At 29.5% G+C, this 14,131-nt stretch carries 17 protein-coding genes; all 17 read right to left on the bottom strand.

Features of this window, described 5'->3' with window-relative positions:
- Nucleotides 1-2: 2 nt before the first annotated feature.
- The gene (locus tag CC89_RS15650) at nt 3-1,763 is read right to left on the bottom strand and encodes a phage terminase large subunit family protein (RefSeq protein ID WP_035293798.1); all 1,761 of its coding nucleotides are present in this window, start codon (nt 1,761-1,763) and stop codon (nt 3-5) included.
- 77 nt (nt 1,764-1,840) lie between these two features.
- The gene (locus CC89_RS15655) at nt 1,841-2,497 is read right to left on the bottom strand and encodes a recombinase family protein (protein WP_035293799.1); all 657 of its coding nucleotides are present in this window, start codon (nt 2,495-2,497) and stop codon (nt 1,841-1,843) included.
- A gap of 246 nt (nt 2,498-2,743) precedes the next feature.
- A complete protein-coding gene (locus CC89_RS15660; RefSeq protein WP_035293800.1) occupies nt 2,744-3,181 on the bottom strand; it encodes a helix-turn-helix domain-containing protein in 438 nt (145 codons plus the stop codon).
- Between the two features lie 158 nt (nt 3,182-3,339).
- The gene (locus CC89_RS15665) at nt 3,340-3,774 is read right to left on the bottom strand and encodes a hypothetical protein (protein ID WP_035293801.1); all 435 of its coding nucleotides are present in this window, start codon (nt 3,772-3,774) and stop codon (nt 3,340-3,342) included.
- 11 nt (nt 3,775-3,785) lie between these two features.
- A complete protein-coding gene (locus tag CC89_RS19635) occupies nt 3,786-4,556 on the bottom strand; it encodes an antA/AntB antirepressor family protein (RefSeq protein ID WP_051931886.1) in 771 nt (256 codons plus the stop codon).
- 311 nt (nt 4,557-4,867) lie between these two features.
- A complete protein-coding gene (locus CC89_RS15675) occupies nt 4,868-7,450 on the bottom strand; it encodes a CHC2 zinc finger domain-containing protein (RefSeq protein WP_035294626.1) in 2,583 nt (860 codons plus the stop codon).
- Between the two features lie 32 nt (nt 7,451-7,482).
- Nucleotides 7,483-8,067, bottom strand: a complete 585-nt coding sequence (locus CC89_RS15680; RefSeq protein ID WP_035293803.1) for an ERCC4 domain-containing protein — start codon at nt 8,065-8,067, stop codon at nt 7,483-7,485.
- 35 nt (nt 8,068-8,102) lie between these two features.
- A complete protein-coding gene (locus CC89_RS15685; RefSeq protein WP_051931888.1) occupies nt 8,103-8,420 on the bottom strand; it encodes a nucleoside triphosphate pyrophosphohydrolase family protein in 318 nt (105 codons plus the stop codon).
- A 44-nt stretch (nt 8,421-8,464) separates the two neighbouring features.
- Entirely contained in the window at nt 8,465-8,749 is a 285-nt protein-coding gene (locus CC89_RS15690; RefSeq protein ID WP_035293804.1) for a hypothetical protein, read from the bottom strand.
- A gap of 33 nt (nt 8,750-8,782) precedes the next feature.
- Entirely contained in the window at nt 8,783-9,016 is a 234-nt protein-coding gene (locus CC89_RS15695; protein ID WP_035293806.1) for a hypothetical protein, read from the bottom strand.
- Nucleotides 9,017-9,049: 33 nt separating this feature from the next.
- Nucleotides 9,050-9,259: a hypothetical protein gene (locus CC89_RS15700; RefSeq protein WP_035293807.1), complete on the bottom strand. Its 210-nt coding sequence runs from the start codon at nt 9,257-9,259 to the stop codon at nt 9,050-9,052.
- A 95-nt stretch (nt 9,260-9,354) separates the two neighbouring features.
- Nucleotides 9,355-9,771: a single-stranded DNA-binding protein gene (locus tag CC89_RS15705; RefSeq protein WP_035293808.1), complete on the bottom strand. Its 417-nt coding sequence runs from the start codon at nt 9,769-9,771 to the stop codon at nt 9,355-9,357.
- 3 nt (nt 9,772-9,774) lie between these two features.
- The gene (locus CC89_RS15710) at nt 9,775-10,395 is read right to left on the bottom strand and encodes an HD domain-containing protein (RefSeq protein WP_035293809.1); all 621 of its coding nucleotides are present in this window, start codon (nt 10,393-10,395) and stop codon (nt 9,775-9,777) included.
- 13 nt (nt 10,396-10,408) lie between these two features.
- Complete coding sequence (locus CC89_RS15715) at nt 10,409-11,122, bottom strand: MBL fold metallo-hydrolase (RefSeq protein WP_035293811.1); 714 nt, start codon at nt 11,120-11,122, stop codon at nt 10,409-10,411.
- Nucleotides 11,122-12,042, bottom strand: coding sequence for a recombinase RecT (locus CC89_RS15720; protein ID WP_035293814.1), 921 nt, complete (start codon nt 12,040-12,042; stop codon nt 11,122-11,124). Before CC89_RS15720 ends, CC89_RS15715 begins: the two co-directional genes overlap by 1 nt.
- Nucleotide 12,043: 1 nt before the next feature.
- A complete protein-coding gene (locus CC89_RS15725) occupies nt 12,044-13,978 on the bottom strand; it encodes an AAA family ATPase (RefSeq protein WP_035293816.1) in 1,935 nt (644 codons plus the stop codon).
- Nucleotides 13,978-14,130, bottom strand: coding sequence for a hypothetical protein (locus CC89_RS15730; protein ID WP_035293818.1), 153 nt, complete (start codon nt 14,128-14,130; stop codon nt 13,978-13,980). The genes CC89_RS15725 and CC89_RS15730 overlap by 1 nt, the downstream gene beginning before the upstream one ends.
- Nucleotide 14,131 lies beyond the last annotated feature (1 nt).

The following is a 14,131-nucleotide window of genomic DNA, read 5'->3' on the forward strand; positions in this document are numbered from 1 at the left end:
CCCTAAATTCCAAATTTTCTTCTATCCAATAAGACTACATTTTCAATAGTCTCAATAGTTTTTATTTTATTTTCAAGTTCAGAAATACAATCTATCATATCATCATGTAACGTATATAATTGCCCCTGAAAATCTTTAATTTGTTCAACTGCAGCTTTACTATCTTCACATTCAGAACAAATAATTATTTGCCCATTATTAATTGGATCTATCACAGTAGAAATCTTTTCATCTTTATTTTTTCTTTGCATTTCATTAATCCACTCATAATGATTATTCTTCAATATTGGACTCTTCTCTATTAACTCTTTAATTTTAACAACATCAGCCCCCTGATATGTGTTTTTTTCAATACTTATATGTGTTACATCAAGATTTCTTTCAAGCATTTCAACCACTTTTGCACAATATTGCTCGAAACTTAATTTTTTCATAAGTAAATCTCTTACGTAAGTGAAATCGTTAGTAGCTTTAGAGCCAACTGCCATTGCAGTAAAATCAGATTTTTTATTGGTTGTTGATGCAGGATCCACGCATAGCATTGTTTTAACAAACTCATGATTTTCAATTTCTTCTTTGGTTTGAGTTCTAACACTTTTAAACCACTTTTCCCCTATAGAACTTGCATCATTCATTAATTCTGACATAAATGCCTTTCTATCTTCCCAGTACTTAACCGCCAAATCATTAAAGCAGTCCCATTTTTCTGGCCACCATACTGGAAATTGCATTTCTTCTTTATGGTCCTCATAAAATTGCTTAGCTTTTTCTTTTCTTTCTTCTTTATTTAATTTTTCATTAAAATAAATATCATGACATTGCTGCCAAAGATCACTTTCAAATATATCTTCTACTGTTTGTCCTGACTTTAATATTATTGCACGCCTTAAAATAGTAAAATAATCATTATTTCTACTTAATTTACTCATAAGGCAATCTATATGTAATACTGTACCTATAGCAATTATCTTAGTGGCCGCTTTAATCTTTTTACCATTTCTAAATACGGCTTTATCGCCAACCTCTTCAATTTCTTTTGTCCACTTGGAATATTGCTTTTCTCTTGCTGCATCAGTAAGTATATTTTTTTCATCCTGGAAGTCATCACCGATAAATACAGTAGGCCTAACCCCACCCCAGTTATTACCCCTTACAGAAGTACCAGAACCTACGGTTTTTATATAAGTTCCATTAATTAACTCAACTTCGTTTGAATTCACAGTATATCTTTCACCGTTTGATTTTATGGCTTTAATATTAATTAGTTTACCGAAACATTTAATTATCTTTTGGTTTTCATTAAATACCTTCTTAATTGAATCTAAAAATTGAGTGGCATCTGTATCAGTTTTAGCCCCTAACAAAGTAAATACGGATTTCTTATAACAGTGAAGCCAAACAGATACCGCCATATCAAATATAGTTGTTTTAGCAAATCCTCTGGGTTCTATAATAGTGGCTTTATCATATTTATCTTTTATAAAAATGTCATTCGCTATATTCCAAAGTTCATAATGCCCCTCAGATAATTGTCTAGCTACATTAGAATCTTTTACAACAAATGTATCACTCATAAAATACAAACAGAAAAACTCTATATCTCTTTCACCTAATGCCCTTGCTAATTTATCTAGATTACTATTATTCGCTTTTAAGAGTGCTTTAGATGTTTCACTATCATAATGCTTAGTTAAGTACTTACTTAGTAAATAAACTTCATACTTAAGTTCTGTATTAAATCCTAAATCATCAAAGTAAATCATCTTCACACCTCCAGTTTATAAACATAATAAAAGCACCTAGATAATAAAGATAATAACCCTAAGTGCTTAATTCTAATTTATTTGTTTTCTTCATACTCTTTTCTATATCTATAATAAGTTGGTTTAGTAATTCCTAAAAGTTTCATACATTCAACTGGCTTAATAGCTCCATCAAGAACTCTTTTGTATTCTTTAGCAAACTTATCAAAAGCCAACGCTCTAGGTCTTCCATAATCATCCCATTCACCCCTAGCTTTTTTAGCTGCAATTCCTTCACGTTGTCTCTTCTCTTTTTTCTCCAATTCAGCTTGGGCAAATGAAGCATACATTTCTATAAGCATATTATTTATTGTTTCCATTATCATAGTTGCTATAGAATTATCTTTTGGAAGTTCAGTTAATGTTGTAGGAATTTCTAAAACCATTAACCTTATGCCCTTGTCCTGCATCTTTCTAATTTCTTTTAATGTAAGTTGCTTATTTCTACCTAATCTATCAAGCTCAGTAACTATTAAAGAAACTTTTTCATTAGGATTAATTTGTCCAGCCAAATCCATAGCTTTTATCAAGTCCTTATATTGTGGTCTATCGAAATTTTTACCTGTGCATTGGTCCGTATATATTTCTCCTACCAATTCAATATTATGATTAGTGGTAAACTCATTTATTTCTTTAAGACCTCTATCTAAATGTTGATCCTCTGTTGAAGTTCTATGGTATGCAAAATATAACATATTGACAACTCTCCTTTGACTATAAAAATATAATAAAATTTTATGGAGCCCAGCGACAAGGAAAATGCAAGTCCCAAATTAGAACCTACCCCCTTGCGAACTCTTTCTATACTCTTATTATATTAATATAGTATCAAAATGTCAACATATATTTTCAATACCTTTTTATTTATTTTAAATAGCTTTGAATGGCTTAACTACGTTACAATAACAATAGTATCATAAGTATACCTTTCAATACTATCCTTATTTAGCTTTACCGTTAGGTAACTCAATAACATTATCTTCTTTTATTTCCTTTAGCATATCATCTATATTAATAGGATTGTTATCATCTTTAGTATCTGTAACATCTTGCATCTTATTGGTAGGTGTTCCACATAGCCTGTTAATGGCGTATATGATAGCATCCAGTGAAGTCTTATCACTCTTGCTTTTAAGAGCTATCCTAACAAGCTTATCCACTAATGGCTCTATGTTAAGTAGTATTCTGTTATTAACCTCGGATTTTAAGGCCTGTAAGCTTTTGTCAAGCTCAGCCTTAAACACTTCATTCTTATTCTTCCATGTTGATATCGTTTGCCTGCTAACACCAGTGATAGTTGCAATATCGTTAATACTCGTACCTTTGAGTAATAACTCAATTGCTTTTAATTGTTGTTGACTTAATTCTTTATTATCCATATTTACAGTTATCACTCCTTTACTTCTTTACAATAAAAAAGACACCTAGTTAATAACTAAGTGTCCTTTGCTTTCTTCATTAATCTTATAATACTATAATAACCCTTATAAACTAATAAATACAATATCATAAATATTAGTTTTTTATTATATTTAACTTAGTTTTTTATAAGAGGTATTAATTTATCTAATATTATTTTTTTCCTTAATGATATTAAATATATATCAGACATATTTAATATACTAGAAATATCCTTAAATTGAAGATTTCTAAAATATCTAAGCTCTATCAATCTATATTCTAAGTCGGTTAATATTGATAACATATTATCTACTCTTTCAATTTTAATTTCTTTAGCCCTCTTTAATTTATTAAGATATTCTATTTTTTTCTCTTTAGATTCTATTTCATTAGCAACTGGATCATTTATCTTATAAGTTTGGCCAGTTCTTTCTTGATAATCTATTGCCCCACATCCTCTGTAATCATTACTTATTTCTTCAATATCAAGTTCTATATTTTTTATTTCTATTACTGTTTTTTTATAATTATATAACATAGCTTCTACTTTTTTATATTTATTTTCTTCCATGCATATTCCTCCTAGTGTAGATTATCAATACACCCTCCTGCCTCTTCTAATTTTTTAATATCTATAATTGCAACATGAGTTGGCTTCATTTCATATTTATTATTTAAAAGATTTGTCACAAAGTAAGCTCCATAACAAAAGTCTTGTTGCTCCAACGCTCTTTCTATTGCAACTGGTTGTGACTTAAACATTTCTACTTCTTTATAAGTTTCTCTCAGTACTTTATAAACTTTTCTTATATCAATTGAAAGAGTTCCTTTGGTTCTATCAATTTTATAATACATTTCATCAAACAATAGTCCATCCCCTGATATTTCATTTATATAATTAAATAGAGCTATCACATCTATTTCTCTTTTAGCAATTAAAACTGGTTTAGGTATTTTCTCTTTAAGAGCTTGTACCTTCATTTCAAGTTGTCCTATTTTTCTATATGCATTATTTTGAATTTTAAGTAATTCATTTTTATAGTTCTTTTCTATATTTATGAAATACTTTCTTACCTGCTTACCTTTTTCATTATTTTCTACCATACTTAATTCTTTTGCCATATCTAATGTAATTACATATTCAGTAGTTTTAGATTTTAAATTACTACTCTCACGATTCACAAATTTGTGAAATGTGGAATAATCCTCATTTTCTATAAATCCATACTGCTCTATTCTTTGCTTTATCCAGTCAGCAAACTGTCTCTTATTGCCTAAAAACTCATGTAATTCCCTAGCACTAATTAATTGCTCTCCATCTTCATTTGTTGTTATTTTAATTAATTCATTCATTATATTTTCACTCCTTATTTTGGTTATTACTTATCTTATAGTTTAGGTTACCTTTTTGGTTACCATAGAAAAGTAACCATTTAACCCATTGATATAACTAACTTTATAAATGTTTTTTTGAAGGTTACCTTTTTGTAAAAACAATGTGCCTATCTTTTATATATATAATTTAAAATAATATACACGTACGTATATTATTTTTATATTTAGGTAACTTGGTAACTTATATATATATTTATATTAAGAATATAGTAATATCAATACTTTACATAGGTTACCTTTTTAGTTACCTTCGGCTACCTTTTTATTTTTTAGGTAACCTGCTTAAATGGGAAAATTTTTGCCTCTTCCCCTTCGACTTCTTCATAATCTGGAGGAGCTATTGAGTCCACTTTTAAAGTTTGTAACATCTTCTTATCATAAATATCAAATTTTATTGATTTTCCATCTATTTTTATAACTTTTCCTGAAGCTTTAACCATATACCCAGCTTTCTTAGCTTGCTTTTTAAAATCATTATAGTTTAATGGAATTAAATCAGCTCCAACTCTTATAACATGCTCATGTATTTTATTAATCATTTCAGATGTTTTAATAAAAAGTCCATCCCCTCTATTTTTTATAACATCTTCCCAACCTATAGCTCTTCCGTCATTTATCATATCGTTAAATAAAATTAACATTCTTTCAACTAAACTACGAACATTTTCAGTATCCTCCAACACTTCAACCTTAATATTTTGAGTTATATAATCATCAAAATCAGTTAGTTGACTCAAGCCATGTTTCTCTAACAATTTATTTAATATCCTCATACCACATGAAGCATTAATTGCAGTGTTTTGAGTTCTATTCTTAAGAACTTTTGTATCTTCCTTAGCCTTCTCTCTTAGCTGCTCATACTCTTCTACTGGCGTTTGTAATACAGTTTCTATTAAACTTCTACCTAACTTATTTAATAATTCTTCATTTTTTATTAGCCACTCCATAGCCTCTGTATTCTTTGGAGTTCTTTCTCGTCTAGATAAATATATAATACAACTTCTTTCTATTAAAGCTTTTTCTTGGTTAGGATAGCTTTCTTCTCCTGCTAAAATGATAGGCCTGTATAAGTTAAAATCCGTAGTTTTCAAACTTTTATTACCTTTTGAAATTGTAGCCCTATCATATAGATTTCTTAGTGTTTCAGATATATTGTTTACTTTATATCGATCCATCATGGAAGGCTTAAATTCATCAAATAGTGCGGGGTAATTCCCGTCACTCAATCCTTTCATTAATGCAAAATTACTGATTAATCCAATAGACTTAATATCTTTTTTAGGATAATTTAAAAGTGGTGCAATTACATTTTCAAGTATTGTAGATTTACCAGAACCACTTTCTCCTACTATAAGTAAGTGATGCAACTTTTGTTTTAACTCCTGGCATTGGTATACCGCCAAATTATTTATTACAGTTCCAATTATACTTATAGATTTTTCTGTCCCTGCAAACTTAAAAATATGTTTAATAAGTTCTTTTAGCTCCTCTTTTGTTATTGGATCCACTTGTAAAACATCTGCATTATTTCGGCCATCACTTTTTATATTTATATCAATGCCATCTTTGGATATACTCCCTTGATTTTCAATAAAAACTAACTTCTCATTTTTTTCTATAAATTTAACGCCGCCATAAACTTCTTGGTTCTCTATTGCAAAATATTTATTTATCCATCCCTTTAACCTGTTTAAATCTTCAATTCTTCCAGTAAAACAAAGATCCATTGTTCCAAGAAAATTTTTAAAGCTTTTTACATCATCAAATACAGTACTTATTCCTGTTCTTTCAATTGTATCTCCAGTAATACTTTTAAGTACTATGCTTACCCCTTCTGTTTCATCATCTATAAACTTTATCCTAGTTGCCTTTAATAATCTAAAATCTGTAATATACTTTTTAGTTTCAATTACTTCATCAGCCTTTTCTTTAAACATTATCTTATATATTCCACCTGCATCTTGCTGCAACTCATATTTATTTTTTATATCTAAGGATCTACCAAAGGAATCTAATAAATCTTTTTTATTATGGCCAGCTTCAATCCAATCAGTTACATCCTTGTTATCCCCTAAAGATTTTAATCCTGGGAGATTTATAAACTTAAATTCTCTAGCATATTCTTTAAATTCTTTATAAACATTCCACTTATATTGCTCCCCAGCTTGTCCAGTATCTCCTATTACATAGATTCTCATTCTATCCTTTTTTAAAATATCTAATTCTTTACATCCTTTTAAGCTTGTAGACACATAATCCTTATTTTTAAACATAGAATTTATTGTGTTAGCATCCTTTTCACCTTCAACTATAATTAACACATCATCTTTTTTTATAGCACTTAAGGCATTATGTAGGTTGTATGGTACTTCATCAACTCCACGCTTATTTATAACTTTCCCATCTTGAATATGGTAATAAGATAATTCTTTTTTTCCTTCTCCTATATCAAATTTAGCTTTATAATAAAGTACTTCTCCTTTTTCCCCAGTAAACTCAAATACTCCTAAAAACTTTTGTCCTCTTCTAAATTCACTAAGTTCCCATTCAATTCTATTTAATATTTTGTCTTTATCCTTTTCCTTCTCTGTTTTTTCTATTGGGAATCCTAAATATTCTCTAGCCTTAACATAATCCATATTTTTATATTTAGAAATAAAGTCTATTGCATCCCCACATTCGCCACAACCAAAACATTTAAAAAAATCTTTATTAGTATTTGAGTTAAACTTAATACTTAAAGAAGGTGTTTTTTCTGAATGAAAAGGGCACTTAATGTACCCTTGCCTGTTAAATTTTTCTCCTGTTTCATTTTCTATTAAGTCTCTTAAGTCTATATCCTGCAGTTCCACCTTCTCACCTCCTCCTTTTGTTGAAGCTATCATTACTCATTTTCCACTGCTGGTCCTATATCTGCGCTTAATTCTTTTAGATAATTTCTAACACTATAATATAGCTTTCTATATATCTCAAAACCAGTATTTTGATTATCAGTAAATATAGTGTCCTGAAGATATAAATCTTGAATACTTGACAACCTTCCTAAGAAAGCTTTTGGTGTGTATAAGCTTCTATAGTTTCCTTTCTTTATATTCTCCATACCATTCTTATCCTCTATTATTAAAGAAATTTTAATACCTTTTGTTTTTGCTCTTTGGAGCTCTCTTATCAATCTTATGTCATCCCTGGTATCTGTCTTTTCTGCTAAATTTCCCGCAAGTTCATCAACGCTATTCTTTCTTTCAATCGCTACTGGGAAATATATATCTCTGTATATTCCCATATCTGCCCTTTTAGTTATTATTGCAGTATAATCTCCTTCATCAATTTTCCTTCTCTTGTAAGGTACTTTTTTACTATCAAAATACTCTAACACATGCTTGTTCTGCTGTTCCCTTGTATCATATATAATCATAAAATTTTCCTTCATAAGTTTCCTTATTTCTGTATCTGTAAATTTATAATACATTTTTGCCCTCCTATTTTTTTCTTTGAATCATTTCATTAAAAGGGTGGTTTACCACAACATATATGATCATTTATGTTCTCATCTATAAACTTGATTTCTAACACTTCTTTAGTTTCCCATCCTCTATTATTTAACTTTTCCTCATGTTTATTTAATTCCTTAGAAATATCAATATCAAATTCATTTTTTAAATGTTCGAGTGCTCCTACACACACTTGAATTACATCTAAATACTCTTCTAATAAATTATCAATATCCTTTGCTAGTAATACCTCTTTAGTTTCCTCTTGCAACTTACATCTCCAAAATTCTAAATCAAGAAATTTAGGTTGTTCCAGTATTGGCATTCTCATTTAAATCACCTCTTATAATTACAATATCTTTGAAATGCGTACTATCAAATTGAAGTTTTCTTAGCCTTTATTCCAACAGATTTTAATTTATGCTCAAGCTGTTTAATTCTAATTCTCATTAACTCTTCCGTATTTTGGTTTTCTTTATTACGAGGTACTAGTCCATTATCTATTCTCATTCTTAGCCTTTTGTAACATATATCACTACAAACCTTATAATTTCCGATAAATGAGCCACTACAAATTCCTCCATTTTCTTTACCACAACAATCACATGGAGGATGATTAGGTATCCCCATAAGCTCGTTATAATCATATCTACTTAACATTTCAAATTACCTCCTTCTACCTTCACATTAATTTCAAATTGTGTCTTTATCCCATTTAATTCTTTGACCACAATTCCAACAATATTTATCATCTGTTCTTACATGCATTCTACACAAGGGACATATATTTAAATCATTTTCATCAAATTTAATTTCTTTTGGAATATTTTTATTACAAAGCTTTTTTATTGTTTTGATTTTAGTGGTAGATAAATCGGAGTATTCTATTACTCCTAATATACTTTCGCATACGCATTTTAAACTCATTACATACCTCCAATATTTAAATTGTTGACTAAATTAGCATAATCTATTTATAGCTACTGGTACCCTTTCATGCAAATCGCACCAACTCTGAGCATGTTTTAAGTCCTTGGCCTGTAGTTGCGGATAATATTCGCCTGTATCATCATTATATTTATATATAGACCACCAATTGTCATTCTCTTGCTCTAGTTTATAAGTAAATCCATTTGCATAATACCTAATTTTATTCTTTATTGTTATCACCCCTTTAAAAAACGCCCTTAAAACCTGTACAATATATAGCTTTATTTTTTCTATATAAATTTTAAGGGCAAAATAAGCTTTATTATTTTATTTTTTTAGAATGGAATATCTCCATCATCATCTATAAGGGTTGCATCTTCATTTATATATGAATCATCAGTTTTATTTTGAGTACCAGAATTATTTGTTGCACCTTTATCTTGCATAAATTCAAAATCTTCGACAACAACATCAGTACTCCATCTGTTTTGACCTTCTTTATCTACATATTTATTTATTTGAAGCCTTCCACTAAGCCCAAATCTGTGTCCTTTAAAAACATAATTTGCTATTGCTTCAGCTCTCTTCCCAAAGCATACACATGGAATAAAATCTGCCTCCTGTGGCTTGGACTTGTCAAACTGTGGTCTATTTACTGCTAATATAAATTTTGTTACTGCGGTACCCGTTCCTGAAGCAAAAGCTAATTCTGGATCCTTAGTTAGTCTTCCAACAAGTTGTATTTTATTCATGCATTACACTCCTTTAATCTTCATTTGGTTTCTGTCTTCACCAGGTTCAAAATGTTCTTCTAATAAATAGCTTGCTTCCATATCTGCAGTATGTAAAGCTAAGGCTCCTCTACACATATTAAATGAAGCACTCATTGCATTCATATTGGCCCAATTCTCATTAGCCGCTCCCATGTGCCATCTAATCATTAGATTTTCATCTTTAGATAGCCTTATAAATTGTTGTAATTTTATAATGGATTTTTCACCATGCCCTACTGGAAAAGTATCTTCAAATCCATATCCTTGATAACTCTCCCATTTTTGAGTTTTCTCATTCTTTCTATTCTTAGTGCACTTATGATATAAATTAACTTTACATATATCATGAAGTAATGCTGTTATCGCTATAGTATCTGGCGCAAGCCCTAAATCAAATTGTCTATTCTTTTTTTCCAATAAAATGCATACATTTAAGCTATGTTCTGCCAATCCTCCTTCATAGTTTCCGTGGTATTTTGTACTTGCTGGAGCTACAAAGAAATCGGTTTCCTCCAGGTATTTAATAACTTTATCTATCCCCTCTCTTTCAGTGCTTTTCAAAAGATTAATTATTCTTTCTTTAACCTCAAAAATATCTTTCATTTTCTCTACTCTCCTAACTTATTTCTAATCCAGGTACTGCAACATACGTTGGTATACCAGTTAAAGCTTCTATCTCTTTTTTAAACCCTTCTGGATTTCCATTATTCTCTGACAAGTGAATTAATGTTATTGTCTTAGTTTTTGATAAATCCCAAGTTTTTAAAGTCTCTTTCAATGTTTCTAAACTCATGTGAGATTTAAATGTTCTCGCTTGGTATAATTCTAGGTCTTCCATATACTTTTCTGAGTAGTTGCACTCAATTAATATATGGTCCACATTCTTGAATTTATATTTCAAGTAATATGTGTCCGTTGCAAACACTATTTTTCCTAGTTTAGGATGATGTATTAAATAACCTAAACACTCACATTCTGTTGCATCTGAATTTGTATGTTCTGCCTTAAATGGCATTATTGTAAATTCTCCTAGCTTAACTTTATCTAAATTTTGCATCAAAACACTTTTATGGAGGTCTTTACACTTGAATTTCTCCAGTACTTCTAACGGAGCACATACTTTAGGAAAACCCTCAAATACTTTTTTAAAACTTTTACAATGGTCATTGTGCACATGAGTTATCAAACACCCAACAACCCCTTTAATGCTATAATTTAAGCCTTTCAATATTTCTTTATATCCTATGCCACACTCAAGCAGGAGTTTTTCTTCTCCCGTTTGAATTATGTAACAATTACCTTTGGATCCACTTGCTAATACCTTAATCATTAGTATGGAGTCTCCTCTTCATCATCTTTTGATTCAACTATCTCAGCTTCAACAACTGGAGCCTTGTCTTGTTTGGGTTCATTTTCCTCAATATCAATACTTTCCTTATTGGCTTCTTCTTTTATCTCTTCTTTTATCTCCTCAAAATCAACATCTTTTGCATTTTGGGGGTTGTCTACATAATCAATATTTTCATCTAATCCACTATTTTTATTTACAATTCCTTCTTTTATTACTGCTTGATCTGCTTTAATTCCTGTTTGCATTTCTATACTTAAGATACCCCATTTTTTTATCATATCTTTAAGTACAGTTTTCTTGGCCATAGAATCAAAATCATCCTTCCAAGGGCCACTACTAAAGGTTTTTGAATATTTTTTAGCATGGCTTAATACATCTTCTTTTCTCCAATAAACAACTTTTTCAAATCCATTTGTAAGTCTAAAAAATCCAGCATAACCTATAACATCTTCACTTTCTTTATTTTCAAAATTAAATTCTAGTTCTTCTGTAAGTGGATTCCATGATTTTAATTGTCCTTTGTATACTTCAACTACATTTATATTTTTATATTGTGAAGTCCTTAAAGCTAATTGAACATACCCTCTGTAACCAAGTTGAAACTGTGCTTTCTTAATCCACTTCCCACTTTTTTTATCTTTACAATTATAAGGCACTACATAAGCAAACCCTATGTTGGGGTCTATTGGTAAATCTAATGTAGCTGCAACAACTGCAGAACTAATAACTGTCATTGGCTCACATTCTTTTAATGCAGGGCTATTTGAAACATTTATCATTGAGCTTATGAATCCAGGTGTTTTTTTGCCTAAAATTTCATTTAGCCTTTCTTTTATTTGAACTCCTTTTCCACTCTCTAAAATTGATTTTACATTTTCTACTTTTGCTAATTGACCCATACTAAATTACCTCCACTTTCAATTCTTTATCTTTACTTACTATCAAATTAATAACTTGACTTTCTACTGGAATAATTTCATTTATACTTTCACGGTTATCTATGAATATTGGAGCTTGTACTCCATAATGGCTACATAGTGTATTAATTATGTCCAATCCTGCATTAATTTTGGCAGCACTATTTAAGTTACTGCTGTATGGTACCCCGTTTATACAAGGTTCGCAGGTTTCTTCTAAACCGCCATTAATTTGATTTTTAAACATTTTAAATTTTACATATTTGAATTTTGAATTTACCTTCTCTTCTAATAACTCAACTTTAGTTCTTATAAACTCTTCACTTAATATTTCTAAACCTTCTAATTCAGCTATTTTTTCACTCAATTTTGTTTCTTCTTCTTCAAGTTCCTTAATTCTGTCCTTAGCCTTTTCATTTGCTTCTTTAAATGCTAATTGCTTGTCCAATTCTCTTAGTTGCTCTTGTAATTCTTCCTTTTTATTATTTAATTGTGTAACATCTTCTTTCTTATAGGACTGAATTTGGCTTTCAAGATTATAAATTTCTTGTTTTATATATTTAATTTCTTCTGGTTCTTCTATATCTGTTTTAAAATTATTTAGCTTATCTTGAAGTGCTTCCAATGATTTTTGAGCTGCCTCTAACATATTTTTTTCATCTTCTATTTTCTTATTTAAGCTCTCATTTTTATTTTTTAATTCTTCTATCTTAACCGCAATAGCTTTACCTTCTGATATATTCTCCTTTGATTTTTCAGCTTTATTGGAGTTAAAATTCCCTTCTAGCTCTTTTCTTTTAGCTTCAATATCACTTGCTTCAAATTTTCTTTTACAAGTTGGACATATACAAGTTGAATCATTAAACTCAAATTTAGAATTTTTAATCTCGTTATATGCCTTTAATAAATCTTTTCTTTTCAAAAGTGCATTTTCTGTATATTCCTGATTCCTTTTTATTTCTTCCTGAAGTTCATCTATGGTCATCTTTAAATGTCTTATATTAGTTTCTGTACTTCTAATACTTCCTTCAAGCTCCATTTTTGGCTTATTTGCATTTGCCTTAAATTTATATTCAACCTCTGTTAACTCTTGTCTTTTTTCCAGTAAAGCTGTCTTTAATTTAAATAGCCCTTCATTGGCTTTACTTTTATCCTGGAGTTGTTCATCTATGTTTTTAATACCTGCAGTTACTCCTCTTCTTTGTATATCTAATCCATCAAAGTCAAGTTCCTGAATACTATTGCTTACCTCGTCTATTCTTGAAGGTATTTGGTCTCTATCTTTTTTTAATTTATTTATCTTTGATTTATTAGCTTTTACAAAATCATCAACTGTATTATCCGTTAGGTGCTTCCTTAATGGCTCTAAGTCCTTTTTAGAATCAATTACACTATTGCAATCCATATCCCCAACAATCTCTGTTATAATGGCTCTCCTTTCCTTCCATGGAAGGTTTGCAAAGTATTGAGGGTTAGTTATTAATTTAAATAGCTTTTCATCTAATAATTCACTTATAAATGCTTTATACTCATTTACCTTATTGGGTACTTCATTAGCATAATACTGGCTCTCATATCCTTTAAAATCTAATTTAGCAGTACCTCTTACCTTACTATATTTTTCTTTATATACTCTTTTTAAAACTGCTTCCTTACCATCTATATCTAATGTTGCTTCTATAACTGTCTCTAAGTTATGAATTGGATTATTATCTTTATCCAATGGTTGTACATCAAACTTAGTGCTATCTTTAGAATCTTTATCAAATAAAAGAAAAGTAAATGAATCCTGAATAGTAGTCTTCCCTGTTCCATTTTCTCCAAATACATTTGTTACCTTACCAAAATTTATATTCTGCTCTTTTATGCCCTTAAAATTTTTAAGGCTTAAGCTTTTTAAAAATATTGAATTTACCATTATTTTCTCCCCTTTAACTCTCTATTGTATTTTCTTAATTGCTCTATCTTTTTATTATTCTTATCAATACGTTTTTGGAGTTGTACATTAATTATTTTCAAGGTCAAAATATCTCTTTCATGAAGCTTTATATATAGCTCACTGCTTTTCATT

This window comes from Clostridium sp. KNHs214 (assembly GCF_000744935.1).
Classification (GTDB): domain Bacteria; phylum Bacillota; class Clostridia; order Clostridiales; family Clostridiaceae; genus Haloimpatiens.

Coding starts and splice junctions, on each gene's coding strand:
- CC89_RS15650 (WP_035293798.1), bottom strand. CDS start 1,763: ATGATTTACTTTGATGATTTAGGATTTAATACAGAACTTAAGTATGAA.
- CC89_RS15655 (WP_035293799.1), bottom strand. CDS start 2,497: ATGTTATATTTTGCATACCATAGAACTTCAACAGAGGATCAACATTTA.
- CC89_RS15660 (WP_035293800.1), bottom strand. CDS start 3,181: ATGGATAATAAAGAATTAAGTCAACAACAATTAAAAGCAATTGAGTTA.
- CC89_RS15665 (WP_035293801.1), bottom strand. CDS start 3,774: ATGGAAGAAAATAAATATAAAAAAGTAGAAGCTATGTTATATAATTAT.
- CC89_RS19635 (WP_051931886.1), bottom strand. CDS start 4,556: ATGAATGAATTAATTAAAATAACAACAAATGAAGATGGAGAGCAATTA.
- CC89_RS15680 (WP_035293803.1), bottom strand. CDS start 8,067: ATGTATTATAAATTTACAGATACAGAAATAAGGAAACTTATGAAGGAA.
- CC89_RS15685 (WP_051931888.1), bottom strand. CDS start 8,420: ATGAGAATGCCAATACTGGAACAACCTAAATTTCTTGATTTAGAATTT.
- CC89_RS15690 (WP_035293804.1), bottom strand. CDS start 8,749: ATGTTAAGTAGATATGATTATAACGAGCTTATGGGGATACCTAATCAT.
- CC89_RS15695 (WP_035293806.1), bottom strand. CDS start 9,016: ATGAGTTTAAAATGCGTATGCGAAAGTATATTAGGAGTAATAGAATAC.
- CC89_RS15705 (WP_035293808.1), bottom strand. CDS start 9,771: ATGAATAAAATACAACTTGTTGGAAGACTAACTAAGGATCCAGAATTA.
- CC89_RS15710 (WP_035293809.1), bottom strand. CDS start 10,395: ATGAAAGATATTTTTGAGGTTAAAGAAAGAATAATTAATCTTTTGAAA.
- CC89_RS15715 (WP_035293811.1), bottom strand. CDS start 11,122: ATGATTAAGGTATTAGCAAGTGGATCCAAAGGTAATTGTTACATAATT.
- CC89_RS15720 (WP_035293814.1), bottom strand. CDS start 12,042: ATGGGTCAATTAGCAAAAGTAGAAAATGTAAAATCAATTTTAGAGAGT.
- CC89_RS15725 (WP_035293816.1), bottom strand. CDS start 13,978: ATGGTAAATTCAATATTTTTAAAAAGCTTAAGCCTTAAAAATTTTAAG.
- CC89_RS15730 (WP_035293818.1), bottom strand. CDS start 14,130: ATGAAAAGCAGTGAGCTATATATAAAGCTTCATGAAAGAGATATTTTG.